Origin of the sequence: Streptomyces sp. CC0208, from assembly GCF_003443735.1 — a bacterium.
GTDB classification, from domain to species: domain Bacteria; phylum Actinomycetota; class Actinomycetes; order Streptomycetales; family Streptomycetaceae; genus Streptomyces; species Streptomyces sviceus.
Genome location: NZ_CP031969.1, coordinates 3214776 through 3240613 on the forward strand (window position 1 = coordinate 3214776; position 25838 = coordinate 3240613).

23 protein-coding genes are annotated in these 25838 nt (G+C 70.4%); 10 read left to right on the top strand and 13 right to left on the bottom strand.

Annotated features, from left to right (window positions below; all coding sequences use genetic code 11):
• Positions 1 to 11 precede the first annotated feature (11 nt).
• Positions 12 to 896: a hypothetical protein gene (locus tag D1369_RS14470; RefSeq protein WP_082319449.1), complete on the bottom strand. Its 885-nt coding sequence runs from the start codon at positions 894 to 896 to the stop codon at positions 12 to 14.
• 257 nt (positions 897 to 1153) lie between these two features.
• Between D1369_RS14470 and D1369_RS14475 the strand changes: the two genes are divergently transcribed.
• Complete coding sequence (locus D1369_RS14475) at positions 1154 to 2854, top strand: glycoside hydrolase family 18 protein (protein ID WP_050789750.1); 1701 nt, start codon at positions 1154 to 1156, stop codon at positions 2852 to 2854.
• Between the two features lie 9 nt (positions 2855 to 2863).
• Here D1369_RS14475 and D1369_RS42905 read toward each other — a convergent pair whose 3' ends face one another.
• The 4 genes from D1369_RS42905 to D1369_RS14490 form a co-directional block, all read right to left on the bottom strand.
• Complete coding sequence (locus D1369_RS42905) at positions 2864 to 3031, bottom strand: hypothetical protein (RefSeq protein WP_007384394.1); 168 nt, start codon at positions 3029 to 3031, stop codon at positions 2864 to 2866.
• A 144-nt stretch (positions 3032 to 3175) separates the two neighbouring features.
• Positions 3176 to 3598 (bottom strand): hypothetical protein, encoded by a 423-nt coding sequence (locus tag D1369_RS42910; protein ID WP_007384393.1) that lies wholly within the window; start codon positions 3596 to 3598, stop codon positions 3176 to 3178.
• A gap of 100 nt (positions 3599 to 3698) precedes the next feature.
• The gene (locus tag D1369_RS14485) at positions 3699 to 5015 is read right to left on the bottom strand and encodes an Nramp family divalent metal transporter (RefSeq protein WP_037901289.1); all 1317 of its coding nucleotides are present in this window, start codon (positions 5013 to 5015) and stop codon (positions 3699 to 3701) included.
• A gap of 57 nt (positions 5016 to 5072) precedes the next feature.
• Positions 5073 to 5480 carry an ATP-binding protein gene (locus D1369_RS14490; protein WP_037901287.1) on the bottom strand — a complete coding sequence of 136 codons (408 nt, stop codon included), beginning with the start codon at positions 5478 to 5480 and terminating at the stop codon, positions 5073 to 5075.
• A gap of 571 nt (positions 5481 to 6051) precedes the next feature.
• On the opposite strand from D1369_RS14490, the gene D1369_RS14495 reads away from it, so the two are divergent.
• Positions 6052 to 7401: a M14 family metallopeptidase gene (locus tag D1369_RS14495; RefSeq protein WP_007384390.1), complete on the top strand. Its 1350-nt coding sequence runs from the start codon at positions 6052 to 6054 to the stop codon at positions 7399 to 7401.
• 18 nt (positions 7402 to 7419) lie between these two features.
• Here D1369_RS14495 and D1369_RS14500 read toward each other — a convergent pair whose 3' ends face one another.
• From D1369_RS14500 to D1369_RS14520, 5 genes are all read right to left on the bottom strand, one after another.
• A complete protein-coding gene (locus D1369_RS14500) occupies positions 7420 to 7989 on the bottom strand; it encodes a hypothetical protein (protein ID WP_037901285.1) in 570 nt (189 codons plus the stop codon).
• Positions 7990 to 8160: 171 nt separating this feature from the next.
• The gene (locus D1369_RS14505) at positions 8161 to 9633 is read right to left on the bottom strand and encodes a gluconate:H+ symporter (RefSeq protein ID WP_007384388.1); all 1473 of its coding nucleotides are present in this window, start codon (positions 9631 to 9633) and stop codon (positions 8161 to 8163) included.
• A gap of 136 nt (positions 9634 to 9769) precedes the next feature.
• Complete coding sequence (locus tag D1369_RS14510) at positions 9770 to 10180, bottom strand: RidA family protein (RefSeq protein ID WP_007384387.1); 411 nt, start codon at positions 10178 to 10180, stop codon at positions 9770 to 9772.
• Positions 10177 to 10938: an IclR family transcriptional regulator gene (locus tag D1369_RS14515; RefSeq protein ID WP_007384386.1), complete on the bottom strand. Its 762-nt coding sequence runs from the start codon at positions 10936 to 10938 to the stop codon at positions 10177 to 10179. The genes D1369_RS14510 and D1369_RS14515 overlap by 4 nt, the downstream gene beginning before the upstream one ends.
• Positions 10935 to 12134: a sugar kinase gene (locus D1369_RS14520; protein WP_037901283.1), complete on the bottom strand. Its 1200-nt coding sequence runs from the start codon at positions 12132 to 12134 to the stop codon at positions 10935 to 10937. Before D1369_RS14520 ends, D1369_RS14515 begins: the two co-directional genes overlap by 4 nt.
• A 68-nt stretch (positions 12135 to 12202) precedes the next feature.
• Between D1369_RS14520 and D1369_RS14525 the strand changes: the two genes are divergently transcribed.
• Positions 12203 to 13519: an amino acid deaminase gene (locus D1369_RS14525; protein WP_202477077.1), complete on the top strand. Its 1317-nt coding sequence runs from the start codon at positions 12203 to 12205 to the stop codon at positions 13517 to 13519.
• A gap of 32 nt (positions 13520 to 13551) precedes the next feature.
• Positions 13552 to 15162 (top strand): D-aminoacylase, encoded by a 1611-nt coding sequence (locus D1369_RS14530; RefSeq protein WP_007384383.1) that lies wholly within the window; start codon positions 13552 to 13554, stop codon positions 15160 to 15162.
• 30 nt (positions 15163 to 15192) lie between these two features.
• On the opposite strand, the gene D1369_RS14535 is transcribed toward D1369_RS14530, so the two are convergent.
• Both D1369_RS14535 and D1369_RS14540 read right to left on the bottom strand, forming a co-directional pair.
• Entirely contained in the window at positions 15193 to 16125 is a 933-nt protein-coding gene (locus D1369_RS14535; RefSeq protein WP_007384382.1) for a serine protease, read from the bottom strand.
• Positions 16126 to 16327: 202 nt separating this feature from the next.
• A complete protein-coding gene (locus D1369_RS14540) occupies positions 16328 to 16978 on the bottom strand; it encodes a hypothetical protein (RefSeq protein ID WP_118082477.1) in 651 nt (216 codons plus the stop codon).
• Between the two features lie 126 nt (positions 16979 to 17104).
• Between D1369_RS14540 and D1369_RS14545 the strand changes: the two genes are divergently transcribed.
• The 6 genes from D1369_RS14545 to D1369_RS14570 all read left to right on the top strand — a co-directional run bounded on the left by D1369_RS14545 (position 17105) and on the right by D1369_RS14570 (position 23633).
• Entirely contained in the window at positions 17105 to 18316 is a 1212-nt protein-coding gene (locus tag D1369_RS14545; RefSeq protein ID WP_007384381.1) for a pyridoxal phosphate-dependent aminotransferase, read from the top strand.
• Positions 18317 to 18405: 89 nt separating this feature from the next.
• On the top strand, positions 18406 to 18828 hold the full coding sequence (locus D1369_RS14550) for a hypothetical protein (protein ID WP_007384380.1): 423 nt from the start codon (positions 18406 to 18408) through the stop codon (positions 18826 to 18828).
• A 412-nt stretch (positions 18829 to 19240) separates the two neighbouring features.
• The gene (locus D1369_RS14555; RefSeq protein WP_037901279.1) at positions 19241 to 20305 is read left to right on the top strand and encodes a substrate-binding domain-containing protein; all 1065 of its coding nucleotides are present in this window, start codon (positions 19241 to 19243) and stop codon (positions 20303 to 20305) included.
• A gap of 16 nt (positions 20306 to 20321) precedes the next feature.
• Positions 20322 to 21497 carry a toxic anion resistance protein gene (locus D1369_RS14560; RefSeq protein WP_007384378.1) on the top strand — a complete coding sequence of 392 codons (1176 nt, stop codon included), beginning with the start codon at positions 20322 to 20324 and terminating at the stop codon, positions 21495 to 21497.
• Positions 21494 to 23050 carry a VWA domain-containing protein gene (locus tag D1369_RS14565; protein WP_007384377.1) on the top strand — a complete coding sequence of 519 codons (1557 nt, stop codon included), beginning with the start codon at positions 21494 to 21496 and terminating at the stop codon, positions 23048 to 23050. Before D1369_RS14560 ends, D1369_RS14565 begins: the two co-directional genes overlap by 4 nt.
• A complete protein-coding gene (locus D1369_RS14570) occupies positions 23037 to 23633 on the top strand; it encodes a hypothetical protein (RefSeq protein ID WP_007384376.1) in 597 nt (198 codons plus the stop codon). Before D1369_RS14565 ends, D1369_RS14570 begins: the two co-directional genes overlap by 14 nt.
• A gap of 186 nt (positions 23634 to 23819) precedes the next feature.
• Here D1369_RS14570 and D1369_RS14575 read toward each other — a convergent pair whose 3' ends face one another.
• Positions 23820 to 25643, bottom strand: a complete 1824-nt coding sequence (locus tag D1369_RS14575) for a phosphoenolpyruvate carboxykinase (GTP) (RefSeq protein ID WP_007384375.1) — start codon at positions 25641 to 25643, stop codon at positions 23820 to 23822.
• Positions 25644 to 25838: the final 195 nt, after the last annotated feature.

The following is a 25838-nucleotide window of genomic DNA, read 5'->3' on the forward strand; positions in this document are numbered from 1 at the left end:
TCCGGTACGGCTCACCCGGCGGGCAGTTGGTGCGGTTGCTGTTGCTGGGGGACGGGCGTCACCGGTGCGGTGGCCGAGCAGAAGACGCAGCGGTCACCGATGACGTCGATACCGCACCAGTGACAGATGTTCTGCCGTACCGAGGTGACCAGTTGGTAAAGGACGGACAGGTCGGGCAGGAAGGTGCAGAACTCGATCAGCTTGCCGGTGCCCCACCACTCGGCGGACTCGGCGGGCAGCGGAGCCTCCCGCAGCCCCTGGATCCGCCAGGACCTGGCGAGGGCCCCGGAGACCCAGTCGGACTGGAGCTGACCGCGGGCGACGAGCATCGAGGTGGCGAACTCCGGGCCGGCGAGGGTGGCGTCGGGGGCGAGCCTGACGAGCTGCGGCTGGGGGTGGGCGAGCACGGCGAACTGGCTGCCCGGCACCCATGACTTGGCGTGCGACTTGAGCCCGACGGGGACCCGGTCGAGCTTGGCCACCGAGCCGAGGAGCGCGCCCGCGTGGAGGTAGTGGGTGAGCAGCCGGCCCGCCGAGGCGAGGACGCCGGGGCTGAGGTCGCAGGAGGCGAGCTGTCTCAACTGGCGGGCCAGGACGGCGAGTCCCAGGGGTGGCAGCTCGGGCTGGAACAGGGCGATCCGGTCGCTCTCCAGGAGGGATCGCACGGTACGCAGTCGCTGGTCCACCGCCGGGGGCACGGCCCGGGAGTACACGACGACCACATGGCCGTGCTGGTCGATCAGCGCCTGGAGGGCGGCGAGCGAGTGGTCGAGCGGCTGCCGGTCGAGGCCGTCGAGCACGACGGCGGGCAGGGTCCGCTCGTCCTGTGCCGGCAGCGCCATGTCGGCACCGGTCACTGCGATGGCAGTTGGCACGCGCAGCTCCCCGTATCCCATGCCCGTGGGTCCGAACGGATCACTCCGCCGCACCCGGTCGACTTCACTGCGTGACTACCTGAGCACTGTAACCACGGCTCTGTGACCGGAGAACAGCGATTCTGTGACTTCCTGGCCGACCGGACGGATCAAAAGCGGGCGATTCCTGCCCAGATGGGGCGCACTTGCCACGTGCGCGCGCCGGAGAAAGGCCAGTTGTGCATTCATCCTCGCCGCCCTCCTTGACAGCGGGATTGGTCTGGACCAACTCTCTTGTCATGCCCATACTCAGCAGAAAACCGGCCCGGTTCCGGACCGCGGCCCTCATCGCGGCCCTCGCCCTGGGCGGCGCCCTCTCAGTCGCGGGACCGGCCTTCGCCGCGGACGTCAACAACGCGAAGAACGCCGGCTTCGAGTCCGGCCTGGCCAACTGGACCTGCTCGGCGAGCAGCGGTACGACCGTCTCCTCCCCCGTGCACGGCGGCTCGGCCGCGCTGAAGGCGACGCCCGCCGGGCAGGACAACGCCAAGTGCGTCCAGACGGTGGCCGTGAAGCCGGGTTCGACGTACACGCTGAGCGCGTGGGTGCAGGGCGGTTACGCCTACCTGGGCGCGACCGGCACCGGCACGACGGACGTGTCGACCTGGACCCCGGACTCCGCCTCCTGGAAGCAGCTGACGACCACCTTCACCACGGGCGCCTCGACGACGTCGGTGACGGTGTACACGCACGGCTGGTACGGACAGGCCGCGTACTTCGCCGACGACGTGTCGGTGTACGGCCCCGACGGGGGTGGCGGCGGTGATCCCGCTCCCACGGTGCCGGGGGCGCCGAACGGCCTGGCGGTCTCCGGCACGTCCTCCTCGTCCGTCTCCCTGACCTGGAACACGGTGTCGGGCGCGACGGGCTACAACGTCTACCGCAACGGTACGAAGGTCACGGCGGTCACCGGGACGTCGGCGACCGTGACGGGGCTGACCGCCTCCACGTCGTACAGCTTCCAGGTCACGGCGGTGAACTCGGCGGGTGAGTCCGCGAAGTCGGGTGCGGTGACGGGGACGACGAGCGCGTCGACGGGCAACGGGGGCGGCGCGGTGCCGAAGCACGCGGTCACCGGGTACTGGCAGAACTTCAACAACGGGGCGACGGTCCAGAGGCTGTCGGCGGTGCAGTCGCAGTACGACATCATCGCGGTGGCGTTCGCGGACGCGACGACGACTCCGGGTGCCGTGACCTTCAACCTGGACTCGGCCGGGCTCGGCGGGTACACGGTCGACCAGTTCAAGGCGGACATCAGGGCGAAGCAGGCGGCCGGGAAGAAGGTCGTCGTCTCCGTGGGCGGCCAGAACGGCACGGTCTCGGTGAGCGACCCGACGTCGGCGGCGAATTTCGCGAACTCGGTGTACGCGCTGATGCAGACGTACGGCTTCGACGGCGTCGACATCGATCTGGAGAACGGGCTCAACGCGACCTACATGTCCCAGGCGTTGCGATCGCTCGCGGGGAAGGCGGGTAGTTCGCTGGTGCTCACGATGGCACCGCAGACGATCGACATGCAGTCGCCGTCCAACGCGTACTTCCAGACCGCGCTGAACGTGAAGGACATCCTCACGGTCGTCAACATGCAGTACTACAACAGCGGTTCGATGCTGGGCTGCGACGGCAAGGTCTACTCGCAGGGCTCGGTGGACTTCCTGACCGCCCTGGCCTGCATCCAGCTGGAGGGCGGACTGTCCCCGTCCCAGGTGGGGTTGGGCCTGCCGGCGTCCACGAGCGGGGCGGGCAGCGGCTACGTCTCGCCCTCCGTGGTGAACAACGCGCTGGACTGCCTGACGAAGGGCACGGGGTGCGGCTCCTTCAAACCGTCGAAGACCTACCCCGACCTGCGCGGCGCCATGACCTGGTCGACGAACTGGGACGCGGCGGCGGGCAACGCCTGGTCCAACGCGGTGGGACCGCACGTGCACGGGCTGCCGTAACCGTCGGGGTCAGGACGTGGCCGGGTTGTCGCCCTGGATGACCGGCATGACCTCCCGGCCCGTGGCCCCGATGGTCGGGGTCAGCTCGTGTCCGCCCGCGCCCTGGAGGGTCACCAGGCCGGAGTGCGGAGGGTCGAACGCGCGGACCGTTCGGCCGTAGCGCACGATGCTGGTCACGGTCAGGTCGATCGGCGCCCCCGTGTCGCGGACCAGCGAGAAGCGGGCGCCGAGGCGGACGGGGCCGCGGAGCAGCGCACGACCACGGTCACCTCCCTCGCCCCGCGCCGCGCACCTCGTGGACCTGGAGTTCGGCGTCCACGCTCACACCAGGGGCCGGTAGTACCCCAGCACCGGTGCCAGCTGGGCGAACCACCGGCCCAGGGTGTCCCGGCTCTTCGCGTCGACCACGCACTCGTAGAAGCGGCCGTCGAGGTGGATGACGGCCATCATCAGGGTCTTGCCGCTCGGGCCGGCCTTGTAGTGGACGCTGCGGATCTCGTGCCAGGGGAACTCGGCGGAGTGGCCGTGGTCCTCGAAGGCGACGCCCGCGGAGTCGACGACGACGGAGTTGTGGCGGTCGACGGCCATGAACTCCGGTCCCTCGGCCGCCTGTTGGGGAGGCGGCGCGGCGAAGGCCGACGGAGGTGGGGGCGGACCGAAACCCGGGGCCGTGCTCGGCGGGGGCGGCGGCGGGGTGCCGTAGGGGTGGGGCTGGTCGCCGTAGGGCGGTGGCTGGGTGGTCATCGTGGTGGCCCTCGGGTGGTGGTGTGGTCCGGTGCAGAGGGTATCCGCCCCTGCGGGACCCGGCCCGCGCCACCGCCCGCTCCCGCTCCCGCTCCCGCGGCTAGAAGAACTCCGACCACGGCTGGTCCCAGATCTGCTTCACGCACAGGACCAGGAACAGCAGGCCCGCGATCGCCAGCATCGCGTTGCTCAGGGGGCCGTTGCGCCACTCCCTGGGCGTGCGGGAGGTGTTCAGCAGCCACATCAGCGTGCCGGCCAGGAAGGGCAGGAAGGCCGCGCCGAGGACGCCGTAGAGGATGACCAGGCGGAAGGGCTGGCCCTGGAAGAGCAGGACCATCGGCGGGAAGGTCAGCCAGAGCAGATACACGCGGAAGGGCCAGGAGCGTTCCCGCGAGCCTGAGGCGACCTCCTGGCCGGAGCCCGCCGCGGCCTCGCGGTCGCGGTAGCGCGCCACGAAGTCCGCGAACATCAGGCTCACCCCGTGCCAGACGCCGATCAGCGAGGTGAAGGACGTGGCGAAGAAGCCGATCAGGAAGAACTTGGCGGTCGCCGACCCGTATTCGTCCTCCAGGATGTCGCTGAGCTGGATGAGCCCCTTGTCGCCGCTCGCGATCGCCACGTTCGCGCTGTGCAGCAGCTCCGCGCCGACGAAGAGCATGGCGACGACGAAGATGCCGGTGGTGATGTAGGCGACCCGGTTGTCCAGGCGCATCACCTTCATCCAGCCGGTGTTCGTCCACCCCTTGGCGTTGACCCAGTAGCCGTAGGCAGCGAGCGTGATCGTGCCGCCGACACCACCGATCAGGCCGAGGGTGTTGAGGATCGAGTCCTTCTCGTCGGGCAGGACGGGGAGCAGGCCCGCGAACGCGTCCGGGAGGTTCGGGGTGACCCGGATCGCCAGGTACACGGTGACCACGAACATGACGCCCACCAGGACCGTCATGACCTTCTCGAAGACCGCGTACTTGTTGAACCAGACGAAGACCAGGCCGACAAGACCGCAGGCGATGGCCCACCCTTCGAGGTCCATCACGTCCGGGAACAGGGCCTGGAGCGGCAGCGCGCTCGACGACATCGCCGCCGCGCCGTACACGAAGCCCCAGATCACGACGTAGACGGCGAAGAACCAGGTGGTCCAGCGGCCCAGGCTCGCCCAGCCGTCGAACAGGGTGCTGCCGGTGGACAGGTGCCAGCGGCCCGCCGCCTCCGCGAGGGAGATCTTGACGAGACAGCCGATCACCGCGGCCCACAGCAGGGTGTAGCCGAAGTTGCTGCCCGCGATGAGCGTGGCGACCAGGTCTCCGGCGCCGACGCCGGTCGCGGCGACGACGATCCCCGGGCCGATGTAGCGCCAACTGGACTTGCGGGGTACGGGGTTCGCCCCACCGGTCACTTTGTTGTCCGTGGTGTCCGCCATGAAGGTCAAGAAACCCTAAAGACGGTGGTCCGGCAAGAGGGCGTGCGGTGAAGGAAGTCAGGGGTCGCCGGGGAGGCGTCCACCGCGGCGCTCGGCCCCGTGGGTGCCCAGTTCGAACCAGACCGTCTTGCCGGTCCCGTCCTGGCGACAGCCCCAGCGCAGCGCGAGCGCCTCCACCAGGAACATCCCGCGCCCGTTCTCGGCGACCCCGGCGTCCAGGACCTGCGGGGTGAGCCGGCCGGAGTCGGCGACCTCGCAGCGCAGCACGCCGTGCGCGGCGGACAGGGTGAGCGTGAAGCGGCTCGCCGAGTGGAGGAGGGCGTTGGTGGCCAGTTCGCTCACGAGGAGTTCGGCGGTGTCCACCAGGTCGCCCCGCTGCGCGAACCCCCACCCCTCCAACTGCTTGCGGACCTCGGCCCGGGCCTCGCGCACGGCGGACGGGCAGGGGTCGTACTCGGCACTCAAGTGACCTTCTCCCAGGTGAGATTGGAGATGGGCGGCATATAGGGGGCCGGGAGGCGGGCCTGGGGCCGGGCCGGCGTGACGGGTTGAGTGGCGGTTCGTCGGGCTGCCGGTCCAGGCGGCCCGCGGCGGCCCGGTTGCCGGCCGTGCGAGCGACACCGGGGACGGCTACCTCGGCCCCCTGTGCGGTCGGCGAAAACGGTCGTCTCGACCGGCAGATGCCCCATGATCAGCCAGCCCTCCGGGGGTGTGGTCGGAGACCCCACTGTGATCCTGGCTCTCAGATATATGCACGTACGGCTCACACCCGTGGGTGCACTTCCCCAAGAGGTGCGCCATGGTCCTTGGATCCGCGTACACTCCGCCGGCTCCCTCCCCCCTTCCCCTCAACCACTCACAGTCGACGCGCAGTTCACGCCATCGCGACTTTGTGCGCTCTTGACCTGCTCATGCCATAGCCGCACGATGAGCGGCACACCCGCACCGGCAGCACGTCGCAGAATTCGCTGGACCACCCCCGCTCCACTCCCCACTTCCGGAGATCCCGGAATCCCTGGAGAACACAGGAGACTTCATGCGACTTCGCACACGCGGTTCCGGCATCCGCAGTTCAGGCACCCGCGGCGGCACCCGCTACGCCGCCCTCGCCGCCGTTCTGGCCCTCGCCCTCGCGGCCCCGCTCTCCGCGAACGCCGACAGCGCCCCGAAGGCGGCACCGGGCGCCGAGGACGTCCGCCAGTACGAGATCCACCAGCACTCGACACCCGTGACCCGTACGGCGATCCAGCAGACGGGCGTGACGGTGGACGAGGCCGACGAGGAGACCGTCGTGGTCTCCGGACGCGCCGACCAGATCAGGAAACTGCGTCAACTCGGGTACGAGGTAACCGCGTTGGGGTCGCCCCCGGCACGGACCGCACAGGACGAGGCCCGCCTCTACGACTTCCCCACGGCCGACTCGCGCTACCACAACTACGCCGAGATGAACGCCGAGATCGACCAGCGCCTCGCCGCCTACCCGAACATCATGAGCAAGCGGGTCATCGGCACGTCGTACCAGGGCCGGGACATCGTCGCCATCAAGATCAGCGACAACGTGGCGACCGACGAGGCCGAGCCCGAGGTGCTGTTCACCCACCACCAGCACGCCCGCGAACACCTCACGGTGGAGATGGCCCTGTACCTGCTGCGCGAACTCGGCGCGGGTTACGGGAGCGACTCCCGGGTGACGAACATGGTCAACAACCGCGAGATCTGGATCATCCCCGACCTCAACCCCGACGGCGGCGAGTACGACATCGCCACCGGCTCGTACCGCTCGTGGCGCAAGAACCGGCAGCCCAACTCCGGTTCGTCGGCGGTCGGTACGGACCTCAACCGCAACTGGGCCTACCGCTGGGGCTGCTGCGGCGGCTCGTCCGGGTCGACGTCCTCAGAGACCTACCGCGGCACGGCCGCCGAGTCGGCGCCCGAGGTCAAGGTGGTCGCCAACTTCGTGCGCAGCCGGGTAGTCGGCGGGGTCCAGCAGATCAAGACGAACATCGACTTCCACACGTACAGCGAACTGGTGCTGTGGCCCTACGGGTACACGTACTCCGACACGGCGACCGGGATGACGGCGGACGACAACGCCGTGTTCAAGGCGGTCGGGCAGAAGATGGCCGCGAGCAACGGGTACACCGCGGAGCAGTCGAGCGACCTGTACATCACCGACGGGTCGATCGACGACTATCTCTGGGGCACGCACAAGATCTTCTCGTACACCTTCGAGATGTACCCGACGTCGAGTTCCGGCGGTGGCTTCTACCCGCCCGACGAGGTGATCGAGCGGGAGACCTCGCGCAACCGGGACGCGGTGCTGCAACTGCTGGAGAACTCGGACTGCATGTACCGGTCCATCGGGAAGCAGGCGCAGTACTGCTAGGAGTTGCGGCCGGCTCGCCTAGTCGGACTCCTCCGGCTCCGCTTCTTCGCCCTGCGGGGCCTCGTCCTCGAAGTACTTGTCCATGACCGCGTCGAGCTGTTCGTCCCACTCGGCGAACCGCGCCCTCGACGTGGCCTCTATCTCGATCGGGTACCAGCGGCGGTCGGGCGTGTGCACCGTGATGGTGAACCGCTTGCCGAAGCGCGGGGACTCCGTCTCGACCGCGCCGATCTCGTCCCAGCGGAACTCGCAGGCCTGGTCGTCGAGGGCGAGGCGTACGCCCCGGTGATCGGCGACGATCTTCGCGCGCCGGTCGGCGGCCTCGAAGACGGGACCGTCGGGGATTTCCTCCCCGGCGGTCTCCTCGGCCTCCCCTGCGGTCTTTTCGACCTCCCCGGCGGTCACCTCGGCAGCCGAGGAGGCCGCCTCCGTGACCGTGGGCTCGTGGGTGTCGGCGGCCTCGACGGCGTCCGCCGGCTCGGTGTCCTCCGTCTCGCCGGACACGGGTGAGGTGAGCCCGGGGACGAAAGCCGGGTCGAACCCGGCGCCTTCCAGGGGCTTGCTGCTCGAACCTATGCGCTGCTCCACAGCGGGCAGTATGGTCGACGATCCTGTGCCCGGCACACCCGGCCCCAACATCGTTACCGGACGCCTACATGGGGCTACCGCACCACCACGGGCACCCCGGCCCCACCGTCCCCACGCATTCCACCGCTGACGTGGGGCGAGGCCGGAGTCCCCCGCAGCCTCCCGGACCACCTACACGAACAGGCTCAGCACCGCGGCCATCACGAAGCCCGCCACCGACAGCACCGACTCCAGCACGGTCCACGTCCTCAGGGTGTCCCGCTCGCTGATGCCGAAGTACTTGGCCACCATCCAAAAGCCCCCGTCGTTGACGTGGGAGGCGAAGATGGAGCCGGCCGAGATGGCCATGATGACGAGGGCGACGAAGGCCTGGGAGTGGTGGCCCTCCGAGAGCAGGGGCGCCACAATGCCCGCCGTGGTGACGATGGCGACGGTCGCCGAGCCCTGGGCCACCCGCAGCACCACCGAGATCAGGTACGACAGCACGATCACCGGCAGGCCGACGTCGTTGAAGGTGTCCGAGAGCGCCTGGGCGACCCCGCTGGCCTTGAGGACCGCGCCGAAGACACCGCCCGCGCCGACGACGAGCAGGATGTTGCCGACGGGCTTGAGGGACGCGGTCGACACCCTCTCCAGGGACTTGCGGGACCAGCCGCGGCGAATGCCGAGCAGGTAGTACGCGAGGAGCAGGGCGATCGTCAGCGCCACGAAGGGGCTGCCGAAGAACTCGATCACCGAGCGGCCCGTGGAGGGGTCGAAGGCGATCGAGGAGAACGTGGCGGCGAGGATCAGGACCAGGGGCGTACCGATGATGCCGAGGACCGTGGCGAGGGGGACGGGGTCCTCGCTGGGCACGACGCCCTGCGCCCGCTGTTCCTCGATCACCGCCTGCTTGGCCTCCGCGGCCGCCTCCACCATGTCCTGCGGCACGGCGACGAAGATGCGGCGGCCGACCCAAGCGGAGTAGGCCCACGCGGCCAGCACCGCCGGGATGCCGCAGACGACGCCCATGAGGATCACCCAGCCGAGGTCCACGTGGAGCAGTCCGGCGGCCGCGACCGGGCCGGGGTGCGGGGGCAGGAAGGCGTGGGTCATCGACAGGCCCGCCAGCAGCGGCAGACAGTAGAGCAGGATCGACTTGCCGCTGCGCTTGGCCGCCGCGTACACGATCGGCGCGAGCACGAAGATGCCGACGTCGAAGAAGACCGGGATGCCGAAGATGAGACCGGTGAGGCCCATGGCGAGGGGCGCCCGCTTCTCCCCGAAGAGATTCAGCAGCCGGGACGCCAACACCTCGGCCCCGCCGCTGACTTCGAGGATCGCGCCGAGCATGGTGCCGAGCCCGATGATGATCGCGACATGGCCGAGGATGCCGCCCATCCCGGACTCGATGGTGGACACCGCGTCCGACCGCTGGACGGTGCCGAAGAGTTCGGTGACCGAGAGACCCGCGAGCAGGCCGACGGCTATGGAGACGCCGAGCAGGGCGACGAAGGGCTGGAGTCTGGCCTTGATGATCAGGAAGAGCAGCAGGGCGATACCGAGGGCGGCGACCGTGAGGAGGCCCGCGGTGCCGTCGACGAGGAGGAGCAGACCACCGGTGTGCGGGGGTGTCTCGGTGGTCGCGGCGAGCGGTAGGGACATGAAGGGGGGTCCTCTACGTAAGTACATGGAGCTTTCGGGCAGGGCGGATCGCGGCACGGCGCCCCGTGGGGTGCCGTGCCGTGCAGGACGTGCGGGAGGTGAGGGAGTTGCGGGAGGTGAGGGAGTTGAGGGAGCGTCAGCCGAGGACGGCGAGCGCGTCGATCTCGATGAGGAGCCCGGCGGGAAGGCCGACGTAGACGGTGGTCCGGGCGGCGGGCGGGGCGGTGAGGCCCTGCTCCTCGAAGTAGGTGTTGTAGATCGCGTTCATCTCGGCGAAGTGGTCCACGTCCGTCAGATAGACGCGGATCATCATCACGTCGTCCCAGGAGGCGCCGCCCTCCTCCAGGATCGCCTTGACGTTGGCGAGGGTCTGGAGGGTCTGCTCGCGCAGGGTGGGGCCTGCGGGCGTGGGCGGCTTGCCCTCCTCGGCCGGGAGGAAGCCGACCTGTCCGGCGACCTGGAGGATGTTGCCCTTCCTGACCCCGTGGGAGAACTTCGCGGGCGGGGTGGTGTGCGTCTTGGGGGTGAGCGCGATCTTGTCCGTCATACGGGGTCCTTTGCTGGTGTTCTGCCGGAGTACTCGCCGCTGATGGCATCGGCCGTACGGCGGACCTGTGGGAGGAGGGCGAGGAGTTCCTCGGCGGTGACGACGACGTTGGGCGCGGAGACCGACATCGCGGCGACGACCCTGCCGTCGGCGCCGCGGACGGGGGCCGCGACGCAGTTGATGGACTCCTCGTGGCCACCGAGGTCGGTGGCCCAGCCCTGTTCGCGCACCCGCTCCAACTCCTTCAGGAACGCGGGGGCGTTGGGGGTCGAACGGGCCGTGTACAGGGGGTATTCGAGCTTGTCCGCGAGGGCGTGCCGCTCGGCCTCGGGAAGATCGGCGAGCAGCAGCTTCGCGACCGCGGCGACGGTGATGGCCACCGGTTTGCCGATCCGCGAGTACATCCGCACGGGGTAGCGGCTCTCGACCTTGTCGATGTAGAGCACCTCGTCCTCCTCGTACACGGCGAGGTGGACGGTGTGACCGCACTGCTCGTTGAGCCGTACGAGGTGGGGGTGGGCGATCTCGCGGATGTCGAGGTTCTCCATCGCCTCCTGGGCCAGGGCGATGAGGCGGGCGCCGAGGCGGTAGCGCTGGTCGGACTGCCGGTAGACCATGCCGTGTTCGTGGAGCGTGCGGAGGAGTCGCAGCGCGGTGGACTTGTGGACGCCGAGGCGGTCGGCGACCTGCCCGAGGTCGGCGGGGCCCTCGGCGAGCAGCGGCAGGATGCTCAGTGCTCGGTCGACGGTCTGGCTCATGGGGTGCGTACCTCCTCCGGGGCCCTGTCGGCTTGCGTCCAGCCGGGGCCGAGTCGAAGTGTCCCCCACGTGTCGTCCCCGACGGCGGCGAGGCGATCGGCGTGTGCGCGGGCGGGGGGTGCGGCGAGGTCTCCGGGGGCGGTGAGGGCGGCGGCGGCCCAGAGGTGGCCGTGCCGGAGACGGTCCCTGAGAGGCAGTTCGCGGAGGGTCGCGGAGAGGAACCCCGCGGCGAAGGCGTCACCGGCGCCGGTGGTGGCCACGACGTCGACGGTGAGGGCGGCGACGAAGGTGCCCTGTGCGGTGGCTGAGCGGGGGTGACTCTCGCTCGCCCGCGCTTGCGGGGGGCCGCTGTCCGCGGGTCGGGAGCCGCCCCGGCGGGATGACTGCCCGCCACTGGGAGCGTTCTTCAGGGGCGCGGGGCCGCATCGATGTGCGGTTCCGCCGCGGGGCCCGGCAGGCCCGCGCTCGGCGGCCGACACGAATGCGGTGGCCCCCCTTCCACCCTGCTTGACCACCAGCACCTGAGGCTCGGGCAACGCGGTACGAATCGCATCCGGTCCCCCCGTGACCCCCCACGCCTCCTCCGCCTCGTCCTCCCCCACGAACACGATGTCCGCCCGCCGGGCCAGCTCCAGCAGCACCCGGGGCCCTTCGGTGTCCCGCCACAACCCGGCCCGGTGATTGACGTCGAAGGAGACAAGGGGACGCTTCGGCCCGGGTGCCGTCAGCTCACGCAGCAACGAGAGACAGGTGTCCGACAGGGCCGCCGTGATCCCCGAGAGGTGCAGCACCCGCCCCGCCCGCACCGCCGCGAGGTCCACGTTCTCGACCGACATCGCCGAAGCCGCCGACCCCGCCCGGTAGTACGCGACCTCATGCGCGTCCGTGGCCCGGTCCCCCGCCGTACGGAAGTACACGCCCGTGGGCCGCGCGGGGTCACGACCGACCGAGGAGACATCGACCCCGTACCCGCCGACCGTCTCGACCAGGTGATCGCCGAACCCGTCGGCCCCGACCCTGCTGACCCACCGCACCGCGAAGCCGGAGGCGGCCAGCCCGCAGGCCACGTTCGACTCCGCCCCGCCGATCGCCCGGTCGAAAGAGGGCACGTCGGCGAGCCGGCCGGGCCGACTGGGCAGGAACGTGACCATGGACTCGCCGAGCGCGACGACGTCCACGGCCTCGGGGGGGTTCACGATGGTCGTAGCTCCTTCATTGACCCGGCGTTGGCGTGGATGTTAGACAGCAGTGAGCGATACACGCAATGCACGTTGCACATACTGCAACGCACCCTCAGGGAGGCCCTGTGTCCGGTACCGAAGCGCTCGCCCGCCTCGCGGAGGACCGTGTCGACCACCGCTTCAAGGGCCTCCCCCCGGACGCGGACGGCCTGACCGTCGCCGAGCTGACCGCCCAGCGCCGCAACCTCTTCACCGACGGCTTCACGACCCCCGTGCTCGCCCTGTCCGCCGAGCGCCTGGAGCACAACCTCGCGCTCATGGAGACGTACGCGGCCCGCCACGGCCTCGCCTTCGCGCCGCACGGCAAGACGACCATGGCCCCCCAGCTCTTCCGCCGCCAGATCGAGCGCGGCGCCTGGGGCATCACCCTGGCCGTCCCCCACCAGGTGCGGGTCGCGCGGGCGTTCGGCGTCCAGCGGGTCTTCCTCGCGAACGAACTGGTGGACCCGGCGGCCCTGCGGTGGGTCGCCGACGAGCTGGCGGGCGACGCGAGCTTCCGCTTCGTCTGCTACGTCGACTCCGTCCGCGGGGTCGAGCTGATGGACGCGGCCCTGCGGGGGACCGCCCGCCCCCTGGACGTCGTCGTCGAACTCGCCGCAGGTGAGGGCGCCCGCACCGGGGTCCGCACCGAGGCGGAGTGCGCGGCGGTCGCCGACGCGGTCGCGGCCACCGAGACGCTGCGGCTGGTCGGCGTCGCCGGGTACGAGGGCGAGGTGCCCGGCGCGGACCCCGAGCGTGTGCACGCCTGGCTGCGCCGACTCGTCGCCCTGGCCGTCGACTTCGACAAGGCCGGACGGTTCGCCGCGGAGGGACTCGACGAGATCGTGGTCAGCGCCGGCGGCAGCGCCTGGTTCGACGCGGTCGCCGACGTCTTCGCCGAGATCCCCGAACTCTCCCGCCCCGTCCTGAAGTTGCTCCGCTCCGGCGCCTACGTCTCGCACGACGACGGCCACTACCGCAAGGTGACCCCCTTCAACCGGATCCCCGAGGAGGGCGCCCTGGAGCCCGCCTTCCGCCTGTGGACACAGATCGTCTCCCGCCCCTCCCCCGAGCAGGCCTTCGCCAACGCGGGCAAGCGGGACGCGGCCCACGACCTCGACCTCCCCTTCCCGCAGGTGATCCGCCGGGGCACCACCGAACGCCCGGCCACCGGCGTCGAGGTGACCTCCCTCTCCGACCAGCACGCCTGGCTGGCCACGGCCCCCGAGGCCGACCTGGAGGTCGGCGACTGGCTGGGCCTCGGCCTCTCCCACCCGTGCACGTCCTTCGACAAGTGGCAGCTGATCCCGGTGGCGGAGGCCGACGGCACGGTTGTCGCCTACATCCGCACGTTCTTCTGAGACGCGATCCGAGACGCGAAGGGACTCCGGCGATGGAAGAGCTCGTCATCAGGGACGCGGACGTCGTCGACGGCAGCGGCGGCTTCTCGTACCGCGCCGACGTGGTCGTCGACGGCGGCCGGATCGTCTCGATCGTCAAGGAGGCCGCCGAGGCCGGGTGCCAACGGCCCAAGGCGCGGCGGGAGCTGGACGCCGAGGGGCTCGTCCTCTCCCCCGGCTTCATCGACATGCACGCCCACAGCGACCTGGCCCTGCTGCGCGACCCCGACCACAGCGCCAAGGCCGCGCAGGGCGTCACGCTCGAAGTGCTGGGCCAGGACGGGCTGTCGTACGCCCCGGTCGACGACCGCACCCTGGCGGAGGTCCGCCGGGCCATCGCCGGATGGAACGGCTACGGCGACGACATCGACTTCGACTGGCGGTCGGTGGGCGAGTACCTGGACCGCCTCGACCGCGGGATCGCCGTCAACGCGGCCTATCTGATCCCCCAGGGCACGCTCCGCGCGCTCGTCGTCGGCTGGGAGGACCGCGAGGCGACCGCCCAGGAGCTGGGCCGCATGCGCCGGCTGGTCGCGGAGGGCATGGAACAGGGCGCGCTCGGCCTGTCGTCCGGCCTGACCTACACCCCCGGCATGTACGCGAAGGACGCCGAACTCACCGAGCTGTGCCGGGTGGTGGCCGAGTACGGCGGCTACTACTGCCCGCACCACCGCTCGTACGGGGCGGGCGCGCTGGAGGCGTACGAGGAGATGGTCGCCCTGGCCCGGGAGGCCGGCTGTTCGCTCCACCTGGCCCACGCCACCATGAACTTCGGCGTGAACAAGGGCCGGGCGCCCGAGTTGCTGGCCCTCCTGGACGAGGCACTGGCGCAGGGCGCCGACATCAGCCTGGACACCTACCCCTACACGCCCGGCGCCACGACGCTCGCGGCCCTGCTGCCGAGCTGGGCGGGCGAGGGCGGCCCCGAGGCGGTCCTGAAGCGGCTGGCGGACGACGACACGGCCGAGCGGATCCGGCATCACATGGAGGTCGTCGGGGCGGACGGCTGCCACGGCGTGCCCGTCGAGTGGGACACCATCGAGATCTCGGGCGTCGGCGACGCGGCCCTCGCGGACTTCGTCGGCCGGACGGTCGCGGAGGCGGCCCGGCTGCGCGGCGAGAGCCCCTGGACGACGGCCCGCGGACTTCTGCTCGCCGACCGGCTGGCCCCGTCGATCCTCCAGCACGTCGGCCACGAGGAGAACGTCCGCACGATCATGCGCCACCCGGTGCACACCGGCGGCTCCGACGGCATCCTTCAGGGGGCCAAGCCGCATCCGCGGGCGTACGGCACGTTCCCGCGCTATCTCGGCACGTACGTGCGGGAGTTGGGCGTCCTGTCCCTGGAGGAGTGCGTCGCGCACCTCACCTCGCGCCCGGCGTCCCGGCTGCGTCTGCCGGACCGCGGACTGGTCAAGGAGGGGTACCGCGCGGACCTGGTCCTCTTCGACCCGCGGACGGTGGCCCCGGGTTCGACCTTCGAGGACCCGCGCAGGCTGCCGACCGGCATCCCGCACGTCCTGGTCGACGGCAGGTTCGTGATCGAGGACGGCCGGCGCACGGACGTCCTGGCGGGGCGGGCGGTCCGTCGCAGTCCCATGTGACGGAACGCCTCGCGCCTTACCGGCCGCGGGTCACGGCCTGGGCAGGGTGCAGCCGCTCGCGTTCAGGTTGAGCTGGTTGCCCGTCGTGAAGCAGGCCGGGATGTTGTAGATCTCCTGGGCGTAGTTGATGCCCTCGCGAACGGTGACGTTGCCGTTCGCGTCGACCTCGCACGGGTTGTTCTCCGTGCAGCGCTCGCCGTCCTCGTTGCCGGTGTTGTTGACGGCGACGACCTTGCCGGTGGACTGGTCGATGACGGGCGAGCCCGAGGTGCCGCCGATGGTCTGGCAGGCGGAGGTGTAGCGGACCGAGTCCTTCCAGGTCCAGTCGCCCTCCTTCAGGCGGTACGCGAACCCGTCGATGTTGCAGCTGTAGAGCCGCTTCCAGTAGCCGGAGGCCACCGTGATGGCGGTCCCGGCGGTCGGGTGCGTGTCCTGCACGGTGAGCGCGGAGATGCCGTACGAGTTCTTGATCGACGCGTACGTGCTGGTGAGCTGGTAGATCGACACGTCCGTGTCGGTCATCGTCCCGTAGGCGAGCTTGCTGGCGCGCAGGGTCGCCACCTTGGTGCCGGAGGAGTTGAGCAGCCCGAAGGTGCGGCTGGACGCCTGGTTGGTGAGCACCTCGCCCGGCTCGGGGAAGCCGGTGGTGAGGCAGTGCCCGTTGCTGAGCACCAGCGCCGGGTCGGTGTCCACGGAGTTGGGGAACCGGATGACCGAGCCGGAGCAGTTGCTGAGCGAGACGGTCCCGGCGAGGGTCACGGCCTTGAGCCCCGGCGACGGTGCCGTGACCTGGGACAGGGTGTCGGTGGCGGACGTGACCAGGTTCTGGACCACGGAGACGGGGGTGTCCGTGTCCACGCTCTTGCCCACGCTCCGGGCCGTGGGTTCGGCGGCGACGGCGGGTGCCGCGCCTATCCCGGCCAGGGCCAGGGCGCTGAGCGCGGCGACGAGAGGCTTTCTCATGTGGGGGTCCCCTCTTGCGACTTGGGCGACCGGAAATCTTCCGGCCGCCCGCGAGTTTGTCATGGACATTGTGAAGAAGGGTGGTCACTTGGGCAAGAAGCTGTGCCGAGCCCGCGCCTCTCGACGGGCGACACCTCCACATCCGGCACGGCGCGAACACCTCGCCGCCTGCGCGACGAGATCAACTTACCCATTCGTACGGCTACTTGGGCTTTTTCGTACTGCCCTGCCCGCGTCCCTTCCCCTCGGAGTTACCCGGGCCGTCGGCGCCGGTCGCGGCAGAGCTCGCCGAAGGGGTGGGCGAGGTGCTGGAGGAGGACCGGGCCGACGGGCTCCCGCTCGTCCGCGGGTCCGCGGACACGTCCGTGGAGGGGTTCGCGCTTGATGTGCCGGCGGCGGTCGCCGGGCCACCGGAGGCCGTCGCGCCAGGAGCCGCCGGGCGGGCGGAGGAGGCCCGGTCCGTGGCGCCTTCCGTCTGCGCGGAGGCCGAGGTGGCACCGCTCGCTGGGTCCTGCCCGGGCTCGGAGGAGGAGCCCGTCAGGGACAGCCCCGCGATCAGTGCCGCCGCCCCCACCGCCCCGACGGCCACGACCACCCGGCGCGAGCGCCGACCGCCGCCGCGGGCGGCCCGTCGCCGGGCGGCCCGGCCGACGGAATCCGGCCCGCCCGGCTCCCGGCCACCGGACTCCGGGCCGGCGGGCCCGACCCGGGGGAGCTCGGCCGTCGCGTCGTAGGCGCTCTGCCAGCCGTGCGCGGCCGCGGGGTCCGGGAACTCCTCGTACGCGGGGGTCGCCGCGGGCTGCGGCTGATAGACGTTGGGCACCCCGGACTGGTATTCGACTGGCCTCGACATGGCGACGGATTCTAGGGACGGATGGGGCGGCTGGGACAGCTACCGGCGATAACAGCTCAAACCGACGCGTCTCGCGTGGCGGAAAACACGACCCGTGAGGCGTTACCGGGCCGTAAGCTCCCAGACATGCAGGTGATCCAGTCGACCAAGCTCGCCAATGTCTGTTACGAGATCCGGGGCCCGGTTCTCGAGGAGGCGATGCGCCTGGAAGCCGCCGGGCACCGCATCCTCAAGCTGAACACGGGCAACCCTGCCGCCTTCGGGTTCGAGGCACCGCCGGAGATCCTGGAGGACGTCCTCCGCAACGTCTCCACAGCCCACGGGTACGGGGACGCCAAGGGGCTGCTCGCCGCGCGCCGGGCCGTGGTCATGCACAACCAGACCATCGGCATCGAGACCGACGTCGAGCACGTCTTCATCGGCAACGGCGTCTCCGAGCTGATCGTGATGGCGATGCAGGGCCTGCTCGACGACGGCGACGAGGTTCTCGTACCGGCCCCCGACTACCCGCTGTGGACGGCCGCCGTGTCCCTGTCCGGCGGTACGGCCGTGCACTACCGCTGCGACGAGCAGGCGGACTGGATGCCCGACCTCGCGGACGTGGAGCGGAAGGTCACCGACCGCACCAAGGCGATCGTCATCATCAACCCGAACAACCCCACGGGCGCGGTCTACGACGAGACCATGATCAAGGGGCTGACCGACATCGCCCGCCGGCACAACCTGCTGGTCTGCTCGGACGAGATCTACGACAAGATCCTCTACGACGGCGCCACGCACACCCCGACCGCCGCGGTCGCCCCCGACCTGCTGACCCTCACCTTCAACGGCATGTCCAAGGCCTACCGGGTGGCGGGCTACCGGGTGGGCTGGATGTCGATCTCCGGCCCCCGTGCGCACGCCGACTCCTACATCGAGGGCCTGACCGTCCTGGCCAACATGCGTCTGTGCGCGAACATGCCGGGACAGCACGGCGTGGTCGCCGCGCTCAGCGGACGGCAGTCGATCACCGACCTGGTGCTGCCGGGCGGGCGGCTGGTCGAGCAGCGGGACGTGGCGTACGAGCTGCTGACCCAGATTCCCGGCGTGAGCTGCGTGAAGCCGAAGGGGGCGCTGTACCTCTTCCCGCGGCTCGACCCCAAGGTCTTCAAGATCAAGGACGACCGGCGGATGGTCCTGGACCTGCTGCGCCAGGAGAAGATCATGGTCGTCCAGGGCTCCGGCTTCAACTGGCCCGAGCCCGACCACTTCCGGGTGGTGACCCTGCCGACGGTCGGGGACCTGCGGGACGCGGTGGGGCGGATCGGGAACTTCCTGGACGGGTACGGGCAGCCGTAAACCTCGGCGGCGCTCGATCTTTTTCGTCCCCTCAACTTTAGACGGAATCTAAGCTAGGATGGTTTCCTGACTGCACAGGAGGCCATCCCATGTACGAACCGATCCGGACCAAGTCGGTCCACTCCACGATGGCCGACGCCCCCACCGACTTCCCCCACCGCTCCCGCGAGGAGGAGCTGGACATCCAGCTCGCGGGCCATCTCGCCGCCCTGCTCGCCGTCACGGACGAGCTGCGTGCGCTGGCGCCGTCCGCCGACCTCGACACCGCCGCCGAGCGGCTCGCCGAGCAGGTGGCCCGGCTGCGGGGCGGAGGCGCACCGGCCCGCGCCTCGCTGACCTCGGTCACTTCGGAACCGCACCTCACCGACCTGCACCGGCGCGCCCACGCGGTGGCCGGGCGCGCGCTGCTCGTGGCGGCGTCCCGTGCGGACACGGCGGCGGCGATCCTGGCGGCGGAGCGGATGGACTCCCACGCGGCGGCCCTTGAGCCCCGCGAACTCGCCACCCACTGAGCCCAGCGGCTCCCTGAACGGCCCCGGTCCGCGCGCATCCAGAGCGACGTGCGGACCGGGTGCCATGCACTGCGTTGGCTTGAGCGGGGGCGCGTGGTCGCCGTAGGGGTGGGTGTCGTTCTGCGGGTGCGGATGGGTTGGGGCTTGGCGCGCCGTTCCCCGCGCCCCTGGAAGGGGCGCGCCCCAGGCCGTCGTGTTGGTACGGGACCGGTGCTGCACCTGGCGTTGAGCCTCATCGCCGTGGGGGTGGGTGTCGTTCTGCGAGTGCGGGTGCGTGGGGGCTTGGCGCGCCGTTCCCCGCGCCCCTGAAAGGGGCACGCCCCAGGCCGCCGTGTTGATCCGGGACCCGTCCTACACCTTCCGTTCACCCTGTTCGCCGGGGAATGTTGGGTTCCGTGAGCAGGCTGCTCGTGTGAGACGAATCGTAGGGATCGTCCTCGCGGTCCTGCTGGTCGGCGGCGTGGTGGCAGCCGTCGTGGCGGGCCGGGAAGCGGACGACAAGGGCACGGCAACGAAGACCGTGCAGGGAGTGATCGGGTCGGAGAAGGCCGAGTTCTTCGAGGATCCCGACGTGGTGAAGGCCCTCGCCGCCAAGGGCTACACCGTGAAGGCCGAGACCTCCGGGTCCTGGGCCATGGAGGGGCTGGACCTGGGCGGGTACGACTTCGCCTTTCCGTCCAGCCAGGCGCCGGCCGCCGAACTCGCCGCGAAGCACGGGGTACGCGGGACCCTCCCGCGCCCCTTCTACTCGCCCCTGGTCGTCGTGGCGCACAAGAGCGCCGCCGGGGTTCTCGCGGGCAACGGCCTGGCCACGCTGGACGCCGAACACCGCGGCACCCTCAAGATGGCCGCCTACCTCGACGCGGCCCGCGCGGACCGCACCTGGCAGCAGCTCAAGGGGGCGGGCAAGTACGGGGAGCTGACCGGCACGCTCTACCTCTCCAGCACCGACCCGGAGACCTCGAACTCCGGCGCCCTCTACCTCGCCGCCGCCTCCTATGTGGCCAACGGCGGCAAGGTCGTCTCGAGCGCCACCGAGGTCGCGAGGACAACTCCCCTGCTGCACAAGCTCGTCAGCGTGCAGGGCGCCCAGCAGTCCAGCACGGACGCGGCCTTCCGGGACTTCGTCAGCGGCGCCGGCAATCCGCTCGTCCTGGTCTACGAGTCCCAGGTCGCCTCGCTCCTCGCGGCCGGGCAGCACCCCGACGACCTGGTCGTCCTCTACCCGGACACGACGGTCAACAGCGACCACACCGTCGTACCGCTGACCGAGAACGGCCAGGCCGTCGCCGGACTCCTCGCCACCGACCCGCGGTTGCGTGCGCTGGAGGTCCGGCACGGGTTCCGGCCGCAGGGCGAGGCCACCGAGTTCGCCTCGGCCACCACCTATCTCAAGCAGGAACTGACCGGCGTCCGCCAGGCGCCCGTGCCCACCTCCGCGGTGCTGCACGAGCTGGCGCGACGGGCGCGGGGATGACGGGGGGACAGCACCGATGACATCCATGAACGACAACGACACCTTCACGCTCACTCCGCCCGAGCCCGTGGCCGCCGTGCCGCGCGAGAGGGCGGGCGGGCTCGTCCCGGTCGACGACTCCGTGCGGACCGACATGGCCAGGAAGGCCGCCGCGTACGTCGAGGGACTCGCGACGCTCGACGCCCGCTCGCCCGAGTTCGCCGGCAAGGTCGGTGAGATCACCGCACTCGGCGCCGGCGAACTGCGGGGCGCCGCCGCGCAGTCCAACCGGATGCTGGAGCGAACCGTGCGCAGCCTGCCGGACAAGGGCGGGGACGCCCAGTCCCAGGTGGCCGGATCGCTCGTCGAACTGCGGCGCGTGGTCGAGGACCTGGACCCGAGGGACCTGTCCGCCTCCAAGGGCCGCAAGTTCCTGTCCCGGCTCCCCGGCGGCAACAGGCTGCGCGACCACGTCGCCAAATACGCCTCCGCGCAGGGGACGTTGAACAGGATCGTGGGGTCGCTGCGCGGCGGGCAGGACGAACTGCGCCGGGACAACGCCGCGTTGCAGACCGAGCGGGTCCGCCTGTGGGAGACCATGGGCAAGCTCCAGGAGTACGTCGTGCTGACCGAGTCCCTGGACACGGCCGTCGAGCAGCACATCGCCGCCGTAGGAGATCCCGGGGCGGCCGACTCGCTCCGCGCCGACGTGCTCTTCCCGGTCCGGCAGAAGCACCAGGACCTGCTCACCCAGCTGGCCGTCTGCGCACAGGGCTACCTGGCCATGGACGTCGTGCGGCGCAACAACGAGGAGCTGATCAAGGGCGTCGACCGGGCGGCCACGACCACCGTGTCGGCCCTGCGGATCTCCGTGATGCTGGCCTCCGCGCTCGACAACCAGAAGAAGGTCGTCGAGCAGGTCAACGCCCTGCGCGGGACGACCGAGGACCTGATCCGGGGCAACGCCGAGATGCTCGCGACCCAGAGCGGGGAGATCCAGCGCATCGCCGCCGACCCGGCGGTCGGCGCCGAGACCCTCCGGTCCGCCTTCCAGCAGATCTACCGGACCCTCGACGCGATCGACACGTACAAGGTCCAGGCGACCGAGGTGATGGCGGCGACCGTGGAATCGCTGGCCTCGGAACTCCAGCACGCCGGCGCGTACTTGGAGCGCAGCCGGTCGCAGGGCGCCCTGGAAGGGGGCCTGGGATGAGACGACGCGCAGTGGCCGCCTGCCTGGCGGCGTTCGGCCTGCTCACCGCGTGCACGACACAGAAGAGCCCGGCCGTCGACGTCTCGACGTTCGGCGTTCCCGGGCCCGCCGAGCCGGGCACGCTCCGCGTCCTCGCCTCCAGCGAGTTGAGCGACATGACCCCGGTCCTCGACCAGGTCGAGAAGGACACTGGCGTCAAGGTCAAGCTGAACCCCATCGGCACCCTCGACGCCGTGGACATGCTGGCGGAGGGGAAGACCGACGGGCAGTACGACGCGCTGTGGCTGTCCTCCAACGACTACCTCCGGCTGCACCCCGACGCGGCACGGAAGGTGGTCTCCGAGACGCCCGTGATGTCGAGCCCGGTCGCGATCGGGGTGCGGTCCGCGACGGTGAAGGCGCTCGGCTGGAGCCCCGCCGACGTCACCTGGTCCCAGGTCGAACAGGCCGTCCAGGACGGGAGGCTGACATACGGCATGACCGATCCGGCCCGCTCGAACTCCGGTTTCTCCACCCTGGTCTCGGTCGCCTCGGCCCTCTCCGGCGCCCAGTCGGCGCTCACCGACGCGGACGTCACGAAGGCCGCGCCCCGGCTGAAGGAGTTCTTCAAGGGCCAGAAGCTGACCTCGGGTTCCTCTGGCTGGCTGGCCGCGGCCTACGACCGGCGCGGTGACGTGGACGCCCTGCTCAACTACGAGTCCGTTCTCCTGGGCATCCCGGGCCTGACCGTGATCCGCCCGCGCGACGGCGTGATCACCGCCGACTATCCGCTCACCTCGCTCAGGTCCACGAGCGCGCGGACCCGCGAGGACGTCCGCCGCGTGAGCGAGGACCTGCGCACCGAGAGGATCCAGCGGGAGATCACGGCACGCACCCACCGCCGTCCGGTGGTCGCCTCGGTACCTCCGGCAAGCGGCCTGGACACCACCCGGCGCCGCGAACTTCCCTTCCCGGGCACCCGTTCCGTCGCCGACGGCCTGCTCGACTCCTACGAGAACGAACTGCGCCGCCCGTCGCGGACCGTGTACGTCCTGGACACCTCGGGCTCGATGGAGGGCGACCGCCTGGACCGCCTCAAGACGGCCCTCGCCGACCTCACCGGCGACTTCCGCGAACGCGAGGAGGTCACGCTGATGCCGTTCGGCTCGCAGGTGAAGAGCGTACGGACGCATGTGGTCAAGCCCTCGGATCCGCGGGCCGGCCTGGACGCGATCCGTGACGACACCTCGGCGCTCTCCGCCGACGGCGACACCGCGATCTACACCTCGCTCGAGAAGGCGTACGACCATCTCGGCGCAGGTCGCGACGCGTTCACGTCGATCGTGCTGATGACGGACGGCGAGAACACGGCCGGGGCCAAGGCGCGGGACTTCGACGCCTTCTACGCCCGGCTCGGCCGGAAGGCCCGGGACACCCCCGTCTTCCCCATCCTCTTCGGCGACTCCGACCGCTCCGAACTGGCCCACATCGCCGACCTGACCGGCGGCCGCCTCTTCGACGCCCGGCAGGGCTCGCTGGACGGCGCCTTCGAGGAGATCCGTGGCTATCAGTAGGTACCTGGAGTCCCGCAAGAACATCGCGGGCAGCGCGTGCGGGCTGGCGGGCCTGGTGCTGACCTTCACGGGGGTGGCGGGCCCGTACTGGCCCGTGGTCGTGGCCGGGCTCTACGGCGCGGGCGCGCTGGTCGCCCCGCCGGAGCGTCCCGCGCCGCCGGACCTGCCGGACCCCTCGGCCCAACTGGACCAGGTGCGGGCGGACTTCGAGGAGGTGCGCGCCTACCTGTCGGACATCGACCTGTCGGTCACGGCGGCGGCCCGGCTGCGTGAGCTGACGGAACTCCTGTCCGCGCTGCTGGACCGCGCCTGGTCCACGGAGCTCCTGACGCACGACCCGGAGAGCGTCCACGCGTTGTCCCGGATCGTGCGCCGGGACCTCCCGGAGGCGGTGGACAGCTTCGCCCGGACCCGCTGGTGGACGAGGATGACGCCGGGCACGGAGTCCCCCGAACTCCATCTGGAACAGCAGCTGAGCTTGATGAAGAAGGACGCCGAGCACCTGGCGGCGGGCCTGCGGGACGCGGAGGCCAGACGGCAGGAGACCCACACTCGCTACCTGGAGGAACGGTCGGACCGTTAGGGACGCGGGGAACGGCGAGGGCCCGCCCTCACCGGGCTCCCGTCGGGGCGGACGGGAAAGGTGAGGGCGGGCCCACAGCCACACACTCCGTTGTGTGCGGCCTCGCCGTACTGAAACCGCGGCCGGCCGTGACGATACAGCTGGTCAGGGCACGATCGGAGCCGGCCGCGGCGTCTTGTCGGGACCTCAGCCCAGGCGCTGCACCAGTGCCCGGTACTCGTCCCACAGCTCCTTCGGGGTGTGGTCGCCGAAGGTGTTGAGGTGCTCGGGAATCAGGGACGCCTCCTCCCGCCACACCTCCTTGTCGACCGTGAGCAGGAACTCCAGGTCGGAGTCGGCCAGGTCGAGGCCCTTGGTGTCGAGGGAGTCCTTGGCCGGCAGGATGCCGATCGGGGTCTCGACGCCCTCGGCCCTGCCTTCGAGCCGCTCCACGATCCACTTCAGGACGCGGCTGTTCTCGCCGAAGCCGGGCCAGACGAACTTGCCCTCGTCGTTCTTGCGGAACCAGTTGACGTAGTAGATCTTCGGCAGCTTCGACTGGTCCTTGCCCTTGGCCACGTCGACCCAGTGCCCCATGTAGTCGCCCATGTTGTAACCGCAGAACGGCAGCATGGCGAAGGGGTCGCGGCGCAGCTCGCCGACCTTGCCCTCGGCGGCGGCGGTCTTCTCGGAGGCCACGTTGGCGCCGAGGAAGACGCCGTGGTTCCAGTCGAAGGACTCGGTGACCAGGGGTACGGCGCTGGCGCGGCGCCCGCCGAAGAGGATCGCCGAGATCGGCACGCCCTTGGGGTCCTCCCACTCGGGCGCGATGATCGGGCACTGCGCGGCGGGGGTGGTGAAGCGGGCGTTGGGGTGAGCGGCCGGGACGCCGGAGTCCGGCGTCCAGTCGTTGCCCTTCCAGTCGGTGAGGTGCGCCGGGGTCTCCTCCGTCATGCCCTCCCACCAGATGTCGTTGTCGTCGGTGAGGGCGACGTTGGTGAAGACCGAGTTGCCCCACAGGGTCTTCATCGCGTTGGCGTTGGTGTGCTCACCGGTGCCGGGCGCGACGCCGAAGAAGCCGGCCTCCGGGTTGATCGCGTAGAGGCGGCCGTCCTCGCCGAACCGCATCCAGGCGATGTCGTCACCGATGGTCTCCACGGTCCAACCGGAGATCGTGGGCTCCAGCATGGCGAGGTTGGTCTTGCCGCAGGCGGACGGGAACGCGGCGGCGACGTACTTGGACTCTCCCTGCGGCGGGGTGAGTTTGAGGATGAGCATGTGCTCGGCGAGCCAGCCCTCGTCGCGGGCCATCACCGACGCGATGCGCAGGGCGTAGCACTTCTTGCCGAGCAGGGCGTTGCCGCCGTAGCCGGAGCCGTAGGACCAGATCTCGCGGGACTCCGGGAAGTGCGAGATGTACTTGGTGGAGTTGCACGGCCAGGGAACGTCCTCCTGGCCCTCCTCCAGCGGCGCCCCGAGGGTGTGGACGGCCTTGACGAAGAAGCCGTCGTCACCGAGCTCGTCGAGGACGGGCTGTCCCATGCGGGTCATGGTGCGCATGGAGACCGCGACGTAGGCGGAGTCGGTGATCTCCACGCCGATCGCGGAGAGGTCCGAGCCGAGCGGGCCCATGCAGAACGGGACGACGTACATCGTCCGGCCCTTCATCGAGCCGCGGAAGACGCCCTTCTCCCCGGCGAAGATGTCCCGCATCTCCCCCGGTGCCTTCCAGTGGTTGGTCGGCCCCGCGTCCTCCTCCTTCTCCGAGCAGATGAAGGTGCGGTCCTCGACGCGCGCGACGTCGGTCGGGTCGGAGGCCGCGTAGTAGGAGTTGGGGCGCTTGATGGGGTCGAGCTTCTTGAAGGTGCCCTTCGCGACGAGCTCCTCGCACAGGCGCTCGTACTCCGCTTCGGATCCGTCACACCAGACCACGCTGTCCGGCTGGGTCAGTTCGGCGATCTCGTTCACCCACGAGATCAGTTCCTTGTGCTGGGTGGGGATGACGGGGGGAGCCGCGATGTCGCGCGCCACGATTGCTCCTAGATGAGGGATTTTTTGTTTGGAGGCCCCGTGGGGGCTGCGACCCGGATGCTTCTCGTGCCTTTTCGGTGGTGACCTTGGCGCTCATCCGGTGCCGACCGCACTCATTTGATCATCTGACTGAAGCGCCCATCTGTCCAGAGGGCATCACAGGTGAGCGGAGTGACGATCGCCACGCTTTCCCGG